This is a genomic window from Neobacillus camarae (assembly GCF_054950115.1).
On record NZ_JBUCKX010000001.1, the window covers coordinates 941,272 to 960,471 of the forward strand.

General features: G+C 41.8%; 17 protein-coding genes. All 17 read left to right on the forward strand.

Going from position 1 to position 19,200, the window contains the following annotated elements:
• Positions 1–90: 90 nt before the first annotated feature.
• The 17 genes from ACY8D0_RS04565 to ACY8D0_RS04645 all read left to right on the forward strand — a co-directional run bounded on the left by ACY8D0_RS04565 (position 91) and on the right by ACY8D0_RS04645 (position 19,188).
• Complete coding sequence (locus tag ACY8D0_RS04565; protein ID WP_462409293.1) at positions 91–1,626, forward strand: ABC transporter ATP-binding protein; 1,536 nt, start codon at positions 91–93, stop codon at positions 1,624–1,626.
• Positions 1,619–2,665, forward strand: coding sequence for an ABC transporter permease (locus ACY8D0_RS04570; RefSeq protein ID WP_462409294.1), 1,047 nt, complete (start codon positions 1,619–1,621; stop codon positions 2,663–2,665). Before ACY8D0_RS04565 ends, ACY8D0_RS04570 begins: the two co-directional genes overlap by 8 nt.
• Position 2,666: 1 nt before the next feature.
• Positions 2,667–3,626 carry an ABC transporter permease gene (locus tag ACY8D0_RS04575; RefSeq protein ID WP_462409295.1) on the forward strand — a complete coding sequence of 320 codons (960 nt, stop codon included), beginning with the start codon at positions 2,667–2,669 and terminating at the stop codon, positions 3,624–3,626.
• Between the two features lie 336 nt (positions 3,627–3,962).
• A complete protein-coding gene (gene yfmF / locus ACY8D0_RS04580; RefSeq protein WP_462409296.1) occupies positions 3,963–5,243 on the forward strand; it encodes an EF-P 5-aminopentanol modification-associated protein YfmF in 1,281 nt (426 codons plus the stop codon).
• Entirely contained in the window at positions 5,243–6,535 is a 1,293-nt protein-coding gene (yfmH, locus tag ACY8D0_RS04585; RefSeq protein ID WP_462409297.1) for an EF-P 5-aminopentanol modification-associated protein YfmH, read from the forward strand. The genes yfmF and yfmH overlap by 1 nt, the downstream gene beginning before the upstream one ends.
• A gap of 81 nt (positions 6,536–6,616) precedes the next feature.
• Positions 6,617–7,339, forward strand: coding sequence for an elongation factor P 5-aminopentanone reductase (gene ymfI / locus ACY8D0_RS04590; RefSeq protein WP_462409950.1), 723 nt, complete (start codon positions 6,617–6,619; stop codon positions 7,337–7,339).
• Positions 7,340–7,415: 76 nt separating this feature from the next.
• Entirely contained in the window at positions 7,416–7,676 is a 261-nt protein-coding gene (locus ACY8D0_RS04595; RefSeq protein WP_462409298.1) for a DUF3243 domain-containing protein, read from the forward strand.
• 189 nt (positions 7,677–7,865) lie between these two features.
• The gene (locus tag ACY8D0_RS04600) at positions 7,866–8,654 is read left to right on the forward strand and encodes a DUF3388 domain-containing protein (protein WP_462409299.1); all 789 of its coding nucleotides are present in this window, start codon (positions 7,866–7,868) and stop codon (positions 8,652–8,654) included.
• 20 nt (positions 8,655–8,674) lie between these two features.
• Positions 8,675–9,601, forward strand: a complete 927-nt coding sequence (locus ACY8D0_RS04605) for a helix-turn-helix domain-containing protein (protein WP_462409300.1) — start codon at positions 8,675–8,677, stop codon at positions 9,599–9,601.
• A gap of 90 nt (positions 9,602–9,691) precedes the next feature.
• Positions 9,692–10,270, forward strand: coding sequence for a CDP-diacylglycerol--glycerol-3-phosphate 3-phosphatidyltransferase (pgsA, locus tag ACY8D0_RS04610; protein WP_462409301.1), 579 nt, complete (start codon positions 9,692–9,694; stop codon positions 10,268–10,270).
• Between the two features lie 11 nt (positions 10,271–10,281).
• Positions 10,282–11,532, forward strand: coding sequence for a competence/damage-inducible protein A (locus ACY8D0_RS04615; RefSeq protein WP_462409302.1), 1,251 nt, complete (start codon positions 10,282–10,284; stop codon positions 11,530–11,532).
• A gap of 279 nt (positions 11,533–11,811) precedes the next feature.
• Positions 11,812–12,852, forward strand: coding sequence for a recombinase RecA (recA, locus tag ACY8D0_RS04620; RefSeq protein ID WP_462409303.1), 1,041 nt, complete (start codon positions 11,812–11,814; stop codon positions 12,850–12,852).
• A 321-nt stretch (positions 12,853–13,173) separates the two neighbouring features.
• Positions 13,174–14,736, forward strand: coding sequence for a ribonuclease Y (gene rny, locus ACY8D0_RS04625; RefSeq protein ID WP_462409304.1), 1,563 nt, complete (start codon positions 13,174–13,176; stop codon positions 14,734–14,736).
• 116 nt (positions 14,737–14,852) lie between these two features.
• Positions 14,853–15,650, forward strand: coding sequence for a TIGR00282 family metallophosphoesterase (locus ACY8D0_RS04630; RefSeq protein ID WP_462409305.1), 798 nt, complete (start codon positions 14,853–14,855; stop codon positions 15,648–15,650).
• 177 nt (positions 15,651–15,827) lie between these two features.
• The gene (gene spoVS, locus ACY8D0_RS04635) at positions 15,828–16,088 is read left to right on the forward strand and encodes a stage V sporulation protein SpoVS (protein ID WP_003211281.1); all 261 of its coding nucleotides are present in this window, start codon (positions 15,828–15,830) and stop codon (positions 16,086–16,088) included.
• 496 nt (positions 16,089–16,584) lie between these two features.
• On the forward strand, positions 16,585–18,321 hold the full coding sequence (locus ACY8D0_RS04640) for a 2-oxoacid:acceptor oxidoreductase subunit alpha (protein WP_462409306.1): 1,737 nt from the start codon (positions 16,585–16,587) through the stop codon (positions 18,319–18,321).
• Positions 18,322–19,188, forward strand: a complete 867-nt coding sequence (locus tag ACY8D0_RS04645) for a 2-oxoacid:ferredoxin oxidoreductase subunit beta (RefSeq protein WP_462409307.1) — start codon at positions 18,322–18,324, stop codon at positions 19,186–19,188.
• Positions 19,189–19,200 lie beyond the last annotated feature (12 nt).

Below are 19,200 nucleotides of genomic sequence, written 5' to 3' on the forward strand. Positions count from 1 at the left end.
TTCCTCCGTTTTTTTATAGCAAAAAGGTCTGACCTCTTACAGCTATTGGTTAAAAATTCCTTACTTTTATCAAGGGAGTGAGAAATCATAATGGATTATGTTATTGAGATGCTGAACATTCGTAAAGAATTTAACGGCTTCGTTGCAAATGATAATATTACCCTCCAATTAAAAAAAGGGGAAATTCATGCGTTGCTTGGTGAAAATGGGGCCGGTAAATCCACTTTAATGAATGTTCTTTTTGGCTTGTACCAGCCGGAACAAGGAGAAATCCGTGTAAAAGGCAAGCCTGTAAAAATAACAGACCCCAACGTGGCAAATGATCTGGGGATCGGTATGGTGCACCAGCATTTTATGCTTGTTGATGTTTTTACTGTTACGGAGAATATCATTCTCGGCAGAGAGATTACCTCAAAAGGACGCATAGATATTAAAAAGGCTGAACAAGAAGTTCGAGAAATCTCGGAACGGTATGGTTTGGCTGTAGACCCTCAAGCAAAAATTTCCGATATTTCCGTAGGGATGCAGCAAAGGGTAGAAATTTTAAAAACATTGTACCGAGGAGCGGAAATCCTAATTTTCGACGAACCAACAGCGGTACTAACGCCCCAAGAAATAAAAGAATTAATACAAATCATGAAAACACTCATCAACGAAGGCAAATCCATCATCCTGATTACCCATAAATTAAAAGAGATTATGGAAGTTGCGGACCGATGTACCGTTATTCGAAAAGGTAAGGGGATTGGCACAGTAAATGTAAGTGAGACCAATCCAGATGAACTAGCAAGAATGATGGTTGGCCATGATGTAGTCTTTAAAGTAGATAAAAAATCTGCTAACCCACAACAGAATGTGTTGGATGTTAAGAATTTAATCGTCAAAGATTCTAGAGGGGTTACGGTTGTCAATGGCCTGGATTTAAATGTCAGGGCCGGGGAAATTGTTGGCATCGCCGGCGTGGATGGTAACGGACAATCGGAATTTATTGAAGCCATCACAGGTTTACGAAAAGCGGATAGCGGCAGTGTAGTATTAAATGATAAAGATATTACGAACCAAGCTCCAAGGAAGGTAAAGGAATCAGGTGTAGGCCATATTCCACAGGACCGCCATAAACATGGGTTAGTGTTAAATTTCCCAATTGGAGAAAACATGGTCCTGCAAAACTATTATAAAAAGCCGTATTCCAAAAGTGGCGTTTTAAACTTTAAGGCTATCTACGAGCAGGCAAGAAAATTAATTAGTGAATTTGATGTAAGGACTCCTAATGAGTACGTCTTGGCACGGGCCCTATCTGGAGGTAACCAGCAAAAGGCGATTATTGGCCGGGAGGTGGACGATAATCCTGACTTGCTTATTGCTGCGCAGCCAACCCGCGGTCTCGATGTTGGGGCAATTGAATTCATTCATAAACGATTAATTGAACAGCGTGATAATGGAAAAGCAGTCCTGCTTGTTTCGTTCGAATTGGATGAAATAATGAATGTCAGTGACCGGATTGCTGTCATTTATGAGGGGAAAATCGTTGCAGTCGTGGATCCAAAACAAACAGATGAACAAGAGTTAGGACTACTCATGGCTGGATCGAGCAGAAAGAAAGCGGGTGAACGTACGAATGTCTAAACGCCTAATTGGTTTCCTTACACCGATTATTGCCGTATTGTTAGGGATTATTGTCGGTACCATCATCATGCTGGCAAGCGGTTATGACCCGGTAGCAGCCTATACCGCGTTATGGAATGGTGCATTTGGAGAGATATATTATACAGGTGAAGTCATAAGGCAGGTAACGCCATATATTTTAGCAGGTTTGGCAGTGGCGTTTGCGTTCCGGGTTGGTCTGTTCAATATTGGAGTTGAAGGACAATTTCTTGTTGGATGGTTAGCTTCCGTATGGGTGGGAATCAGCTTTGATTTGCCAAAGATTATTCACCTGCCTCTAGCAATTATAGCGGCGGCACTTGCAGGGGCACTTTGGGCATTTATCCCTGGATTGTTAAAAGCACGTCTTCGTGTGCACGAAGTTATTGTTACGATTATGTTGAATTATACAGCATTGCATGTATGTAACTATATTATTAAGAATGTGCTTACTGACCATAAAGATAAAACCGATCTTGTTAAAGAATCTGCCTCTTTAAGGTCAGAGTGGCTCCAAAGCATCACGGATTATTCACGTCTGCATTGGGGAATTATTGTTGCGGTTATCTGTTGCTTCATCATGTGGTTCTTACTAGAAAGAACAACAAGAGGATTTGAATTGCGGGCTGTTGGTTTTAACCAGCATGCGGCTCAATATGCGGGGATGAATGTCAATCGCAATATCATCTTATCGATGGTTATTTCCGGTGCATTTGCCGGATTGGCAGGCGCCATGGAAGGCTTAGGGACCTTCGGTTATGTGACTGTTAAAGGCGGTTTTACTGGGGTTGGTTTTGATGGAATTGCCATTGCTTTACTTGGAGGCAACAGCGCTCTGGGTGTCTTTTTCTCCGCGATTTTGTTTGGCGCATTAAAAGTCGGGGCGCTAAACATGCCGCTTGAGGCAGGCGTTCCTAATGAATTGGTTGATATTATCATTGCTCTTATTGTATTCTTTGTAGCTTCCAGCTATATCATAAGAAAATTACTTGATCGATTCGGTAAGAAGGAGGCGAAGTAAGTTGAGCTTAATGGATATCTTAACGATTGTCGTCCCTTCGACGTTATTGTGGGCTGCTCCGCTTATCTTCACTGCATTAGGAGGAATCTTCTCGGAGCGTTCTGGTGTTGTTAATATCGGACTTGAAGGCCTAATGGTGATCGGCGCCTTTACATCTATTGTATTTAACCTGACATTTGTCGATACGTTCGGCAATGCCACTCCATGGGTAGCACTTTTGGTGGCGATGGTTGCTGCGGGACTGTTCTCCATCTTGCATGCGGTAGCAGCTATTACGTTTAGGGCGGACCATACCGTTTCAGGTGTTGCCATCAACCTGCTCGCAACCGGAGCAACTTTGTTCCTTGTTAAGCAGATTTATGGCAAAGGGGAAACCGGGATTATCAGTAAGGGTTTTAGTAAAATTGATATTCCTGTCTTAAAAGATATACCCATTCTCGGAAAAATCTTTTTCCAGGATACGTATTGGACATCGTTCCTTGCGATTGTTGTAGCCTTTATCGCTTGGTATATCGTGTTTAAAACGCCATTCGGCCTTCGGCTTCGCTCGGTGGGTGAACATCCAATGGCAGCCGATACAATGGGAATTAACGTGACCAAAATGCGCTATTTAGGGGTTATCATCTCTGGAGCGCTTGGCGGGCTCGGCGGGGCAGTGTATGCTCAATCGATTACCTCTAACTTTAGTCACGCAACCATCAGCGGTCAAGGTTTCATGGCAATGGCAGCTATGATTTTCGGTAAATGGCATCCACTGGGAGCCCTCGGTGCTGGTATTTTCTTTGGCTTTGCCCAAAGTATCAGTATCATTGGTTCCAGCTTGCCATTCCTTAAAGAAATTCCAAATGTATATTTATTAATAGCTCCATATGTATTAACAATCCTTGCCCTAACCGGATTTATTGGCCGTGCGGATGCTCCTAAAGCATCGGGTACCCATTATATCAAGGGTAGCCGTTAATACAGCTAAGGTCCCTTCAGTGTGTTCTGAAGGGGCTTTTTGGTATAAATAGGAAATTTTTATTTGGTCTTTGGGAATTAGTCAGCTCCACATGGAAAGCTTTGGCAGCATTGACATCGAACGAACAAAAACCGGTAGCTTTTTGGAGGAGGCCACAAAGCTCTGACCGGGACGCTTCCGCTTTTCTTATAAAAAGTTTGCTATAACCAAGCCCGAAAAATTATAGTTATGGTATAGGTTTTATTGGAAAGGAAAAAATAGAAAGAAAAATGTTTACATATGATAGGATAAACCGAAAAAGTGCAGGTTGAATGATTTGAATGAGGAGGAATGTAAATGATAGCCGTTTCAGAGAAAACGACAGAAATGCCAGGATATAAGCTTCATGTAATTGAAACAGACAAATATAAAACCAACACCATCGTCTGGAGAATGAAAGCCCCACTTGATAAGGAAAACGTTACAAAACGGGCACTGCTTCCCCATGTATTGCAAAGCAGTTCAGCTAACTATCCAACTACAACTGCCCTTCGTTCCTTTTTGGATGATTTATATGGGGCAACTCTATATGTCGACTTGGCCAAAAAAGGTGAATACCATGTCATCAGTTTTCTAATTGAAATCGCCAATGAAAAGTTTTTAACGGATTCGAGCCCCCTGCTAAGGAAAGGATTTGAGTTATTAGCAGAGATTCTTACTAATCCTTATAAAACGGGCAATGGGTTTGACCCGGAAACCATTGAAAAAGAGAAACGTACGTTGAAACAGCGGATCCAGTCTGTATACGATGATAAAATGCGTTATTCCAACGCAAGATTGATTGAGGAAATGTGCAAAGGAGAACCCTACGCATTACAAGTGAATGGTGAAGCGGAAGACGTGGATGCCATCTCTCCTGAAAACTTATTTGAATATTACCAACAAGCCTTTTCAGAGGACGAAATGGACCTATACGTTGTCGGAGACGTCAAGGAAGAGGAAGTGAAAACTTTCGCCTCGTCACTTTTTACATTCGAAAACCGGTCACCAAAGCAGGCTAAGGTACCTGAGATTAACCAGAAAGAAAAGGTTCATGAGGTAAAAGAAGCCCAGGACGTAAAGCAAGGAAAATTGAATATTGGTTATCGCACCAATATCAAATACGGCGATTCTGATTACTTCGCGTTGCAGGTATTTAACGGTATTTTCGGAGGTTTTTCCCACTCCAAGTTATTCATCAATGTCCGGGAGAAAGCAAGCTTGGCCTACTATGCTGCCAGCCGTCTGGAAAGCCACAAGGGTCTGATGATGGTCATGTCGGGGATTGACAACAAAAACTATGACCAAGCGGTTAAAATCATTAATGAGCAAATGGAAGCCATGAAAAAGGGCGATTTTACGGATGAGGAATTAAGCCAAACAAAAGCGGTCATCCGCAACCAAATATTGGAGACCATTGATACGGCAAGAGGGTTGCTGGAATTGCTTTATCATAATGTCATTGCCCAAACAGATATTAACCTGGATGCATGGTTGAATGGTATGGAAAAAGCCGCTAAGGAAGAAATTGTGTCGGTGGCAGAGAAAATTAGTTTAGATACGATTTACTTTTTATCAGGAACGGAGGCGGGCAAATAATGGAAAAAATAAATTTTGACCAGCTTCAAGAAGAGATTTATCATGAGAAGTTGCCAAATGGCCTAAATGTATATATCCTGCCTAAAAAAGGCTTTAATAAAACGTATGCGACTTTTACGACTAAGTACGGCTCGGTTGATAATACCTTTGTCCCCCTTGGCAAAACAGATTATGTCAAGGTACCGGATGGAATTGCCCATTTTCTAGAGCATAAACTGTTTGAAAAAGAGGATGGTGACGTATTTCAGCAATTCAGCAAACAAGGGGCATCTGCCAATGCCTTTACTTCGTTTACCAGAACGGCTTATTTATTCTCCAGTACTTCTGATTTGGAAAAAAACCTGGAAACCCTAATTGATTTTGTCCAGGATCCCTATTTTTCAGAAAAAACGGTTGAAAAAGAAAAAGGAATCATCGGCCAGGAAATTACCATGTACGACGATAATCCAGATTGGCGCCTGTACTTTGGCCTCATTGCCAACCTATATGAAAAGCACCCAGTAAACATTGACATTGCTGGAACGATTGAATCCATTTCCCATATCACAAAAGATTGGCTGTATGAGTGCTACAATACTTTCTATCACCCCAGCAATATGCTTCTGTTTATTGTTGGCCCGGTAAATCCTGAAGATATCATGAATCAGGTTAGAGAAAATCAAGCCAAAAAGGATTACAAGGAAATGCCAGAAATCAAGCGGCAGTTTGAAGAAGAACCACCACACGCCGCTAAGAAAAAACAAATACTGCAAATGAATGTTCAAACATCCAAGTGTTTAGTCGGTATTAAAGCACTGCATGTGGACCAACAAGGAAATGATATGTTAAAAAATGAATTAACGATGAATGTCCTTCTTGATCTACTGTTTGGCAAGAGCTCTGAAAACTATGATCAACTGTATAAGGTTGGATTAGTGGACGATACGTTCTCCTACGACTATACTCAGGAACAGGGATTTGGGTTTGCCATGATAGGCGGGGATACCAGTGACCCTGACCAGCTGGCGGAACGGCTAAAAGAAATGTTAATGGCTGCCAAATCAACAGGAACCATTTCAGAAGAACAATTAGCGCGGGCCAAGAAGAAGAAAATTGGGGCTTTCTTACGGGCACTTAATTCTCCGGAGTATATTGCCAATCAATTTACCCGCTATGCCTTTAATGATATGAACCTATTTGATGTAGTGCCAGTATTGGAAAACATATCATTACAGGATGTTCAGTCACTTGCCAAAGAATTGATCTCTGAAGAGAGGATTTCAATTTGCCAGGTAATTCCCAAACAAGCGTAACAAGAAGCGCTGCTCCTTTTTGGGGGGGCGCTTCTTTCCATGCAAACAGGAAATAAAAAGAATAAGAAAGAGATGGACAAAATGAAAAAATATGCACTGATCACAGGAGCCAGCGGAGGGATCGGACAGGCAGTGGCGGTTAAATTAGCCGAGAACGGCTACAATTTATACTTGCATTATAACCGTAACAGAGAAGCGATGAATGACCTTATGGAAAGGCTGGGCATGTTTGGCGGGGAGTATCTTCCCATCCATGCTGATTTATCCAAACCGGAAGGCTATAAAAGCTTAGCTTCCCAAATTTTTTCCTTGGACGCGATTATTCATTGCGGAGGGATGGGCAAATATGGTTTGCTGATGGATTTGGAGCTTGACGAAGCTGTGGACTTATTGAACGTCCACGTTTTAACACCGTTAATGTTAACAAAAGAGTTGCTGCCCAAGTTAATCAGTAAAAAGTGTGGCAATATCGTCGTGATTACCTCGATTTGGGGCCAGACAGGAGCGTCTTGCGAGGTTGCTTATTCAGCGGCAAAGGGTGCCCAAATTTCTTTTGTTAAAGCTCTCAGTAAAGAAGTGGCGTTAAATGGAATCCGGGTAAATGCCATCGCTCCAGGTGCAATTGACACGAAGATGCTGGAAGGATTTACGGAGGAAGATTTAGAACGGATTGCCTATGAAATTCCAATGGGCAGGCTGGGACAGCCGGAGGAAATTGCCAAGGGTGTTGCCTTCTTATTATCGGAGGAGTCAAGTTATATGACCGGACAAGTACTTGCCATTAATGGCGGCTGGTACATGTAACAATATTTTTTTATGTATAGTTTGAGTTCTGCCATCGCAAAATAACTTTGTACCAATCTTAAGGAGGTAAAAAAATATGTCTATGTTAAATAATTGGAAGGAATGGGAAGACTTCCTTGCCAACAGACTTCATCAGGCTCAAGACAAAGGTATGAGTGAAGGTGCCATCTCAAGCTTAGCTCATCAAGTTGGGGATTACCTTGCCACTAATGTGGATCCCAAGAATGAACAACAAAGAGTATTAGCTGACCTCTGGTCTGTAGCTGATGAGAAAGAGCAGCAAGCTATTGCTAACATGATGGTAAAACTCGTTCAAAATAATGGTAACGAACAATAATTTGAGAGGAGGAGGTTCTCCTCTCTTTTTTTTTCGGTTCCGCGGCCCTAACAAAAAAGAGGGAAAAACAAAGAAAAAAAGGAATGTATGTGTTTTTGCTTTCATCTTATACGAAAATCATTTATGATTAAATTTAGGCAGGTATGTGAAAAAAATGTCGAAATTTCTTTTAAGGGGCACGAAATCGAGATGAAAAAAGAGTGGTATTTGGAGTACGAAATTCAGAAAAACCGTCCAGGTTTACTTGGTGATATATCCTCCCTCTTAGGAATGCTTTCTATTAATATCGTAACCATAAATGGTGTGGATGAAGGCCGCCGTGGTCTGCTCATCTTAGCAAAAGATGATGATCAAATAAAACGGCTTGAGTCAATTTTACATACAATGGACACAATAAAAATAATTAAACTGAGAGAACCCAAACTCCGTGACCGGCTGGCTGTAAGGCATGGCAGATATATTCAAAGGGATGCCGACGACAAAAAAACCTTTCGTTTTGTGAGGGATGAGCTTGGTTTATTAGTGGATTTTATGGCAGAATTATTTAAGCAGGACGGTCACAAACTGATTGGGATTCGCGGGATGCCTCGCGTGGGCAAAACAGAATCACTGGTGGCTGCGAGTGTTTGTGCCAATAAACGCTGGCTGTTTGTCTCGTCCACGTTATTAAAACAAACGATCCGTAATCAATTAATCGAAGACGAGTACAATGCCGATAACTTATTCATTTTGGATGGGATTGTTTCGACGAGACGCGCAAATGAACGGCACTGGCAATTGGTGCGGGAAATTATGCGGCTGCCTGCGGTCAAGGTGATTGAACATCCGGATATCTTTGTCCAAAATTCCGAGTACACGCTAGATGATTTTGATTATATTATCGAACTCAGGAATCATGCTGGTGAAGAGATTACATATGAAATGGTCAATCAGAATAATATGTTTTCGGGTTCTGAATTTGGAGATTTTGATTTTTAAAAATTGGAAGGTGTTAACGAGTGACTGAATTAGGGAATCGATTAAAAGAAGCCCGTTTAGCCAAAGGATTAAGTTTAGATGACTTGCAATCCATGACAAAAATACAAAAGCGTTATCTACTGGGCATTGAAGAAGGCAATTATTCGAGCATGCCTGGAAATTTTTATGTGCGGGCCTTTATTAAGCAATATACAGAGGCTTTGGGATTAAATCCGGATGAGATTTTTGAAACCTATAAGAGTGAAATCCCAGCTTCCTACAATGAGGAACTGCCACAGCAATTATCAAGAGTGAGGACGCATAAGACTATACCGAGGGGCAATTCGAAAGTCTTTGATGTACTGCCGAGAGTTTTAATCGGCGTCTTTGTCATTGGTGTCGCAAGTTTGCTATATTATTTCTTATCCAGCTATGCTGACAAAGATACAAATGAAAGTGTCTCAAAAGATAATGAGCAAGTGAAATTAGTGAAATCAGAAGACCTGCAAAAAGCTAAAACCGATGAACAGACCAAAGATAAAACCACAAATAACGTTTCTGATGACGAAAAGAAAACGGCTCAGGAAGATACCGTGAAAACCGAGGAAGCCCCCGTGGCCCAAGAAACTAAGCAGGAAATAACGGTGGTCCAAAGCAGCGGCAAAAATACCACTTTTGCGGTAAACAATGCGGATAAGTTTGTCGTTAAGCTTGTTTCCAAAGGGCAAAGCTGGGTCAGCATTAAAAACGGGCTTGGTAAATCCTTCTTTCAAGGAATGCTGACTGCAGGTGCTGCCACGGAGAGTCAGACGGTGGATTTATCTGCTGAAAAAGAGGCTGTCATTGTCGTTGGCCGGGCCGTTGATACTGATATATATGTGAATGACCAAAAGATTGAGTATGCCGTGGCACCGAATGAAGTGGTTCGTCAGAACATTACGATCCAATATGTTCCGAAGACCGAATAGTCATCTGTGTGATGACTATTTTTCGCATGTGGAAAAACTTCGGTTTGCTTGAATTTAGTTTTGGTTTTTCAACTAGGAGGAATTTTTTGTATGAACTTACCTAATAAAATCACCGTTTCAAGAATATGTTTAATTCCTGTATTCTTGATAGTAATGCTGGTTCCGTTTGACTGGGGAGAAATAAAGATTTTAGGTGCCAGCATGCCTGTTACCCATTTAGCCGGGGCGTTAATTTTTATTTTGGCTTCTACGACTGACTGGGTGGATGGCCATTATGCACGAAAGTATAACATGGTCACCAATATGGGGAAATTTCTAGATCCGCTCGCCGATAAACTGCTGGTGTCAGCAGCCCTGATCGTTCTCGTAGAACTTGGGTTTGCCCCGTCATGGATTGTGATTGTCATTATCAGCCGGGAATTTGCTGTGACCGGTCTTCGCCTCCTGCTGGCCGGCGAGGGGGAAGTGGTCGCTGCCAATATGCTGGGCAAGATTAAAACCTGGACGCAAATTATCGCGATATCAGCGTTACTATTACATAATATTCTCTTTACCATGATTCCGTTTCGATTTGATTTATTGGCCCTCTGGGTGGCGCTCATTTTCACGATTTGGTCCGGATGGGATTATTTTGCCAAAAACAATCATGTGTTTAAAAATTCTAAATAGGGGTGTCGGATGTGAATGCTGAGATCATTGCGGTAGGCTCAGAACTGCTATTGGGCCAAATAGTTAATACGAATGCACGATTTCTGTCTCAGCATTTGGCTGGGGCTGGGATTAATGTATTTTTCCATACCGTCGTCGGGGACAACCCAGACAGGTTAAAGTCCAGCATAGAAATTGCGGAAAAAAGATCGGACATCATCATTTTTACAGGCGGTCTTGGTCCGACTAAGGATGATTTGACCAAAGAAACCATTGCCAAACATCTTGGAAGAGCGCTTGTTTTGGACCAAACGGCACTAGCTTATATTGAAGAATATTTTAAAAAATCGAATCGTGTGATGACAGAAAATAACCGGAAACAGGCGCTTGTCATCGAGGGCTCAACGGTTCTTCCTAACAATCATGGAATGGCACCAGGAATGGTTCTTTCAAAGGACCGCCACATTTATATGCTTCTGCCGGGACCACCGAAAGAAATGGAACCAATGTTTATTGACTTTGGCATGGGAGCACTAATTTCGCAAACTGGCTCTACTGAACAAATTTTTTCAAGAGTTCTTCGGTTCTTTGGAATTGGAGAAGCGGCACTGGAAACGGAAATTATCGACTTAATTGATGCCCAATCCAACCCGACCATTGCCCCGCTGGCTGGTGATGGGGAAGTCACTTTAAGGCTGACGGCTAAACACTCAGATAGAAAAATAGCGGAGTCAATGCTTGATGAAGTAGAAACAAAGATTACAGACCGAGTGGGGGAATTTCTTTACGGTTATAACCAAACATCACTCATGGGAGAGATGATGAAGCGGTTAATAGATGCCAAGTTAACGATTACGGCTGCTGAAAGTTTGACCGGAGGAATGTTCCAACAAGGCATGACATCCGTTTCGGGCGCCAGTTCAGTGTTTAAAGGCGGCGTTGTCTGCTACTCGAATGAAATCAAACATCAGGTTGTAAATGTGAAGCAGGAAACACTTGACCAACATGGAGCCGTCAGTGAGCAATGCGCAAGGGAGCTCGCAGAAAATATTGCCGGAATGTTTCATACCGACATTGGTGTCAGTTTTACAGGTGTAGCGGGACCTAATGAGTTGGAAGGGAAGCCAGCTGGTACTGTTTATATTGGGATCGCCATCAAGGGAAGGCCCACACATGTGGAAAAATTGTCTTTAGGCGGAACCAGAGAGCAAATCCGGGTCCGCTCCGTCAAATATGGATGTTATTTAATACTAAAGCACTTAAAGGAATCACAGAACGCATAAGGGCGTTCTGTGATTTTTTGTAAGGGGCTCATTTGTAAGTTATCTGATAGTTTTAGAAAAGCTGATTTTTCTGCTTGAGTGGGATTGAAAAGACGAAGAAAAGTAGGATTTTTGTTCTGGAAACGGATATAATTGGTTTGAAAAGGGTCGAATAGATGTTCGTGTTTTTTCTCGACAAAAAGCTGAAAAGAGGTTATATTATTAATAGGTTTTATTTTTATTTTTATTTTGATAGAATCCAGCAGAAATTTAATTTATAAATAAAGGGAGGAACTATTTGTGTCAGACCGAAAAGCGGCCTTAGAAATGGCGCTAAAGCAAATAGAAAAACAATTCGGTAAAGGCTCTATCATGAAAATGGGCGAGCAGGCCGAAACAAGAATTTCCACCATCCCAAGCGGATCGCTAGCGCTTGATGTGGCACTAGGGGTTGGGGGATATCCACGCGGACGGATAATCGAGATTTATGGACCTGAGAGCTCAGGTAAGACCACAGTAGCATTACACGCCATTGCTGAAGTACAGGCAAAAGGCGGACAAGCGGCGTTTATCGACGCCGAGCATGCCCTGGACCCTGCTTATGCACAAAAATTAGGCGTTAATATCGATGAATTATTGCTTTCCCAGCCAGATACTGGTGAACAGGCACTTGAGATTGCGGAAGCATTAGTACGAAGCGGCGCTATCGATATTATTGTTATCGACTCGGTAGCAGCACTAGTACCTAAAGCAGAAATTGAAGGCGAAATGGGTGACGCACACGTAGGCCTGCAAGCCCGCTTGATGTCACAAGCCCTTCGTAAACTTTCAGGTGCAATTAACAAATCGAAAACCATCGCTGTTTTTATAAACCAAATTCGTGAGAAAGTCGGAGTTATGTTTGGTAACCCCGAGACGACACCTGGTGGACGCGCCCTGAAGTTTTACTCCACCATCCGTCTTGAAGTCCGTCGTGCTGAAACATTAAAACAAGGCAGTGAAATGGTCGGAAACAAGACAAAAATCAAAGTAGTAAAAAACAAAGTCGCTCCGCCATTCCGTACTGCTGAAGTAGATATCATGTATGGTGAAGGCATTTCCAAAGAAGGCGAAATCATCGATATGGGATCAGAACTGGAAATTGTCCAAAAAAGCGGCGCATGGTATTCCTACAATGATGAAAGAGTTGGCCAAGGACGTGAGAATGCTAAGTTATTCCTAAAGGAAAATCCAGATATTCGTTTGGATATCCAGAAAAAGATCCGCGAGCATTATGGTTTGGATGGAGAAAAAACCGTTGTCGAATCCGAAGATGACGACCAAATTGAATTACTGGATTAATGTTCCAGAGCAAAACCCGTGTTTAGGTTTTGCTCTTTTTTATAAAAATGAGTAATTATTCATTTTTACTATTCTTTATTCAGCAAAGTATCTATAAAACCAGTGGAATACTGTTACGAAATTCGAAATATTTCAAAATGCTTTATCGACTAACCTTGACAATGGATAATCCCACCTTTACAATTAACATGTATATTTTACATTTTTGTCAAAATTACAATTTGAAAAGCCTTAGTGCTTGCTGTATGTTGAGTCTAAACAATGTACATGCCGACACTTAAAAAAATGTAACAAAAGTTCATAGCAAGAGGAGGTGTAACGATGGAACCAATCTTACTCATCATCTCCATTTTGCTTGGCCTTATCGTCGGTGCCGTTGTTGGCTATTTTATTCGTAAATCCATTGCCGAAGCAAAGATTGCAGGGGCAAAAAATGCCGCAGAGCAAATTCTAGAAGATGCAAAGCGTGATGCTGACACATTAAAAAAGGAAGCGCTGCTTGAGGCAAAGGACGAAATTCACAAGCTTCGTACAGAAGCAGAACGTGAGGTTCGCGAACGAAGAAATGAACTGCAAAAACAAGAAAACCGTTTACTGCAAAGAGAAGAGAATTTAGACCGGAAGGATGAAACGTTAAACAAACGTGAAATTCTTCTAGAAAAAAAGGATGATTCTCTAAACCAAAGACAACAGCATATTGAAGAGATGGAAAGCAAAGTGGACGAGTTGGTACGTGCACAACAGACAGAACTCGAACGAATTTCGGGGTTGACCCGTGAGGAAGCAAGATCAATCATTCTGGACCGTACAGAAAATGAACTATCCTATGAAACGGCTGTAATGATTAAAGAAAGCGAAAATCGTGCGAAAGAAGAAGCTGACAAAAAAGCGAAAGAAATCCTTTCCTTAGCCATCCAACGTTGCGCGGCCGACCATGTTGCGGAAACGACCGTCTCGGTTGTTAACCTTCCAAACGATGAAATGAAAGGCCGGATCATAGGCCGTGAAGGACGTAACATTCGTACGCTTGAGACATTAACGGGTATTGATTTAATTATCGATGATACACCGGAAGCAGTCATACTATCAGGTTTTGATCCGATTCGTCGGGAAACCGCCCGTTTAGCACTAGAAAAGCTGGTACAAGATGGACGGATTCACCCTGCCCGTATCGAAGAAATGGTAGAAAAATCCCGTCGCGAAGTAGATGAATACATTCGTGAAGTGGGAGAGCAAACCACCTTTGAAGTGGGTGTGCACGGACTCCACCCAGATCTCATTAAAATTCTGGGCCGATTAAAATTCCGGACCAGCTACGGTCAGAATGTATTAAAACACTCGATGGAAGTGGCTCAATTGTCCGGTTTGCTTGCAGCTGAGCTGGGTCAGGATGAAACATTGGCACGGCGGGCTGGACTTCTTCATGACATCGGGAAAGCGATTGACCATGAGGTGGAAGGAAGCCATGTGGAAATCGGAGTGGAACTGGCTACGAAATACAAGGAACATCCGGTGGTCATCAACAGTATTGCTTCTCACCATGGTGATACTGAACCAACGTCGATTATTGCCGTTTTAGTTGCAGCAGCAGATGCGCTGTCAGCTGCCCGGCCAGGTGCACGCAGTGAAACACTTGAGAACTATATTCGCCGTCTTGAAAAGTTGGAGGAGATTTCTGAATCCTTTGAGGGTGTTGAAAAATCCTTTGCTATTCAAGCTGGACGAGAAATTCGCATAATGGTAAGACCGGATGCTGTCGATGACCTGCAGGCACATCGATTGGCTCGAGATATACGAAAACGGATTGAAGAAGAACTTGACTATCCAGGCCATATTAAAGTAACGGTTATCCGTGAAACAAGGGCTGTGGAATACGCCAAATAAGCGGTGCAAATGCACCGCTTTTCTTTTGGCCCTGAAACATTTCCCAATCAAAGGGATTTTTTGTTTGTTCCAGTGGGAAACTTTAATTAATAATATTTATTCGGAAGGTTTTTAACATGAATTTACTATTTATCGGCGATGTCGTCGGCTCTCCTGGCAGGGACATGGTAAAAGAATACCTGCCAAAATTAAAAGAAAAATACCGTCCTCATATAACCATTATTAATGGTGAAAACGCAGCTGGTGGAAAGGGTATTACCGAAAAAATTTATCGGCAATTTTTAGAGCAAGGTGCACAGGCTGTAACACTCGGTAATCACGCATGGGATAATCGTGAAATCTTTGAATTTATAAACGATGCTAAATACTTGGTAAGGCCAGCTAATTTTCCAAAAGACAATCCTGGTCAAGGGATCATCTTTTTAAAGCTTAATCTATTAGAAGTGGCAATTATCAATTTACAAGGCAGGACTTTCATGAACCCTATCGATGACCCATTCCGAAAAGCAGATGAACTTGTTGCGGAAGCAAGAGCAAGGACACCGTTTATTTTTGTCGACTTTCATGCAGAAGTAACCAGTGAAAAGCAGGCGCTTGGATGGTATCTGGATGGAAGAGTCTCAGCTGTGGTGGGGACCCATACACATGTCCAAACAGCAGACCATAGGATTTTGCCGGGAGGGACAGCTTATCTGACAGACGTTGGGATGACAGGGCCCTACGACGGCATTCTTGGGGTAGAAAAGGAAGCGGTATTAAAACGGTTTCTCACAAACCTGCCCTCCCGGTTTGAGGTGACCAAGGACGGGAGAACCCAATTAAGTGCCGTTAGTATTGAATTGGATCAAAAAACGGGTCTGGCAAAAAAAATTGAACCAATACAGATTAATGAGGATCATCCGTTTTACTCTTAAGGGCAAAGACAATCTTTGCTCTTTTTTTATGAATCTAGGGCTTTTGTTTTGGATTTTTTTGTCCAAGCCGGAATATGTTATTTACACACCGAATATAGTAGCAGTGGAAGTGTTCATACCTGATTAGTTCATGAAACTGCTCATGCGGAATCGGGATTTAACGAGGAGGAGCTAGGAATGGAAATATTAAAGGTTTCAGCAAAATCTAATCCTAATTCTGTAGCTGGTGCACTTGCCGGGGTTCTGCGTGAAAGAGGTGCAGCAGAAATACAGGCAATTGGAGCGGGTGCATTAAATCAAGCCGTAAAGGCAGTAGCTATTGCTCGAGGATTTGTAGCGCCTAGCGGAGTGGATTTAATCTGTATCCCTGCGTTTACCGACATCCTGATCGACGGAGAAGAACGCACAGCTATAAAATTAATTGTAGAACCGCGATAAAAAACGGTCCAGACATCCATCGCGGCAAAAGGAAATACACTTTCGAACCTGGTTGTTTAATACAAGCAGGTGTTTTTGTGTTATTTGCCATTTTATGTATATTTTAGACGAAACAAGAATACTAGAAATATAAAATTATTATACTGGAATAAAGGAAAAAAGGTATTATATATATCCAATCAATCTGGGATAATTGGAAGAAAACGCTTTAATTTTGACAAAAATAAACAGTTTTTCATGAATTTTCGGCTTGATTTAGTTGTGGAAAAAGCTCGATTTTTAAATAATAAAAAAATATTCATATTTTAGACAATATTTTGTGTGAAAGGGTTGCAATTTTCTGTCCATAGGTCTAGAATTGAAAGCGTTTAGTACCCATCCATTAATCTAGTTTTTTGACTTTTTGGAAAAGCCATAATTCTAGTGATTAATTATGGAATGTACTACACTTATCATGATTCAATTAACTTTTTACATATCCAAAGGGGTGTAAGACATGATCAATCAACTTTCGTGGAAAGTTGGCGGACAACAAGGGGAAGGTATAGAAAGTACTGGGGAGATCTTTGCTATTGCATTGAATCGCCTTGGATATTACTTGTATGGATATCGTCACTTTTCATCACGTATTAAAGGCGGACACACCAATAATAAAATACGGGTAAGCACAACACAGGTCCGTTCGATTTCGGATGATCTTGATATCCTGGTGGCGTTTGACCAAGAAACTATCGATTTAAATTACAAAGAGCTTCATAGCCAAGGATTAATCCTAGCAGATTCCAAATTTAACCCAGTTAAGCCAGAAGATGCACAAGCATCGATGTATGCGGTACCATTTACAGAAATTGCAACTGAACTTGGCACATCATTAATGAAGAACATGGTTGCCATCGGAGCAACTGCCGCTGTTCTTGATTTGGACATTCACGTGTTCGAAGAAGTAGTTCGTGAAATCTTCGGCAAAAAAGGCGACCAGGTTGTAGCTAAAAATATGGATGCGATCCAAGCAGGCTTTGACAATATGAAGTCAAATCTTGATTCTGGAATCCAGCCAATGCATTTGGAAAAAGCGGATGGCAAAAAGCGGATGTTTATGATCGGGAACGACGCGATTGCACTTGGGGCGATTGCCGGAGGATGCCGATTCATGGCTGCCTACCCAATTACACCAGCTTCAGAAATTATGGAATATTTGATTAAAAAGCTTCCGGATCTTGGGGGAACGGTTATCCAAACGGAAGACGAAATTGCTGCAGCAACAATGGCTATTGGAGCCAACTATGCCGGTGTTCGTACCATTACCGCATCTGCCGGACCTGGACTTTCTTTGAAAATGGAAGCTATTGGTTTATCAGGCATGACGGAAACTCCGCTTGTTATCGTCGATACACAGCGTGGTGGTCCATCAACTGGTCTTCCAACTAAACAGGAACAATCCGATCTAATGGCCATGATTTATGGTACACACGGTGAGATTCCAAAAATCGTTATGGCACCAAGTACTGTTGAAGAGGCCTTCTATGATACTGCGGAAGCCTTTAACCTTGCGGAAGAATATCAATGTCCGGTCATTGTGTTATCAGACCTTCAATTATCACTAGGCAAGCAGACAGTGGAACCGCTTGATTTCTCAAAAGTAGAAATTAGACGCGGCAAGCTGGTAACAGGTGAGCTGCCTGACATTGGCGCTAAAGGTTATTTCAAGCGTTATGAGGTAACAGAAGATGGCGTTTCACCACGTGTTATTCCTGGTATGAAAAATGGTATTCACCATGTAACCGGTGTAGAACACGCTGAGACTGGTAAACCTTCTGAAACAACAGCCAATCGTCAAGCTCAAATGGATAAGCGGATGCGCAAACTTAATAATATTCGTTTTAACACCCCTGTTTATAAAAATGTGAAACACGAAAGTCCTGATGTATTATTTGTTGGATTTAACTCTACTCGTGGGGTAATTGAAGAAGCGACGAGCCGTCTTGAACAAGATGGGTTGAAAGTAAACCACGCTCATATTCGTTTAATTCATCCATTCCCTGCTGAAGAAGTTCTTCCGCTTGTTCAAGCAGCCAAAAAGGTTGTTGTGTTGGAGAACAATGCAACTGGACAATTAGCAAATATCCTTAAAATGAATGTAGGACATGCTGATAAAATCGTTAATCATACAAAATATGATGGTAATCCATTCTTACCTCATGAAGTCTATACAAAATGTAAGGAGTTGTTCTAAATGGCCACTTTTAAAGACTTTCGAAACGATGTGAAACCGAACTGGTGCCCTGGCTGTGGTGACTTCTCTGTACAAGCGGCAATTCAACGTGCTGCTGCAAACGTTGGTTTAGAACCAGAAAATTTAGCGGTCATTTCAGGTATCGGCTGTTCTGGACGTATTTCCGGTTATATTAATTCTTACGGTTTCCACGGAATCCATGGCCGTTCCCTTCCAATTGCACAAGGTGTCAAAATGGCTAATCGTGATCTAACGGTTATCGCTTCAGGCGGTGACGGTGACGGTTTTGCCATCGGTATGGGACATACGGTTCATGCGATTCGCCGTAATATTAATATTACTTATATCGTTATGGATAACCAAATTTATGGTTTAACGAAAGGCCAAACTTCTCCACGTTCAGCAGCAGGATTTAAAACAAAATCTACACCGGCTGGTTCCATTGAACAAGCCATTTCACCAATGGAATTGGCACTGACTGCAGGTGCAACATTCGTAGCGCAAAGCTTCTCAACAGATTTAAAAGATCTGACTGCTTTAATTGAAGCTGGAATTAAGCATGAAGGATTTTCTTTAATCAACGTGTTCAGTCCTTGTGTAACGTACAACAAGGTCAACACATATGACTGGTTTAAAGAAAACCTTACAAAATTAAGCGATGTTGAAGGTTACGACCCTAGCAATCGTGAATTGGCTATGCAAACATTAATGAAGCACAAAGGCTTATTAACTGGTCTTATTTATCAAAACACCGAGCAGAAATCTTATCAAGAATTGGTGCACGGCTACTCCGAGGCTCCGTTGACACAAGCCGACCTTTCTCTTGACCAAGCCTATTTTGATAAATTAGTTGCAGAATTTGTATAATAATATGAAAAA

What these genes read in the sequence shown, in the direction of transcription:
- ymfI (WP_462409950.1), top strand. Translation starts at nt 6,617, where the DNA reads ATGAAAAAATATGCACTGATCACAGGAGCCAGCGGAGGGATCGGACAG.
- ACY8D0_RS04630 (WP_462409305.1), top strand. Translation starts at nt 14,853, where the DNA reads ATGAATTTACTATTTATCGGCGATGTCGTCGGCTCTCCTGGCAGGGAC.
- ACY8D0_RS04565 (WP_462409293.1), top strand. Translation starts at nt 91, where the DNA reads ATGGATTATGTTATTGAGATGCTGAACATTCGTAAAGAATTTAACGGC.
- spoVS (WP_003211281.1), top strand. Translation starts at nt 15,828, where the DNA reads ATGGAAATATTAAAGGTTTCAGCAAAATCTAATCCTAATTCTGTAGCT.
- yfmF (WP_462409296.1), top strand. Translation starts at nt 3,963, where the DNA reads ATGATAGCCGTTTCAGAGAAAACGACAGAAATGCCAGGATATAAGCTT.
- ACY8D0_RS04645 (WP_462409307.1), top strand. Translation starts at nt 18,322, where the DNA reads ATGGCCACTTTTAAAGACTTTCGAAACGATGTGAAACCGAACTGGTGC.
- ACY8D0_RS04600 (WP_462409299.1), top strand. Translation starts at nt 7,866, where the DNA reads ATGAAAAAAGAGTGGTATTTGGAGTACGAAATTCAGAAAAACCGTCCA.
- yfmH (WP_462409297.1), top strand. Translation starts at nt 5,243, where the DNA reads ATGGAAAAAATAAATTTTGACCAGCTTCAAGAAGAGATTTATCATGAG.
- pgsA (WP_462409301.1), top strand. Translation starts at nt 9,692, where the DNA reads ATGAACTTACCTAATAAAATCACCGTTTCAAGAATATGTTTAATTCCT.
- rny (WP_462409304.1), top strand. Translation starts at nt 13,174, where the DNA reads ATGGAACCAATCTTACTCATCATCTCCATTTTGCTTGGCCTTATCGTC.
- ACY8D0_RS04595 (WP_462409298.1), top strand. Translation starts at nt 7,416, where the DNA reads ATGTCTATGTTAAATAATTGGAAGGAATGGGAAGACTTCCTTGCCAAC.
- ACY8D0_RS04640 (WP_462409306.1), top strand. Translation starts at nt 16,585, where the DNA reads ATGATCAATCAACTTTCGTGGAAAGTTGGCGGACAACAAGGGGAAGGT.
- ACY8D0_RS04570 (WP_462409294.1), top strand. Translation starts at nt 1,619, where the DNA reads ATGTCTAAACGCCTAATTGGTTTCCTTACACCGATTATTGCCGTATTG.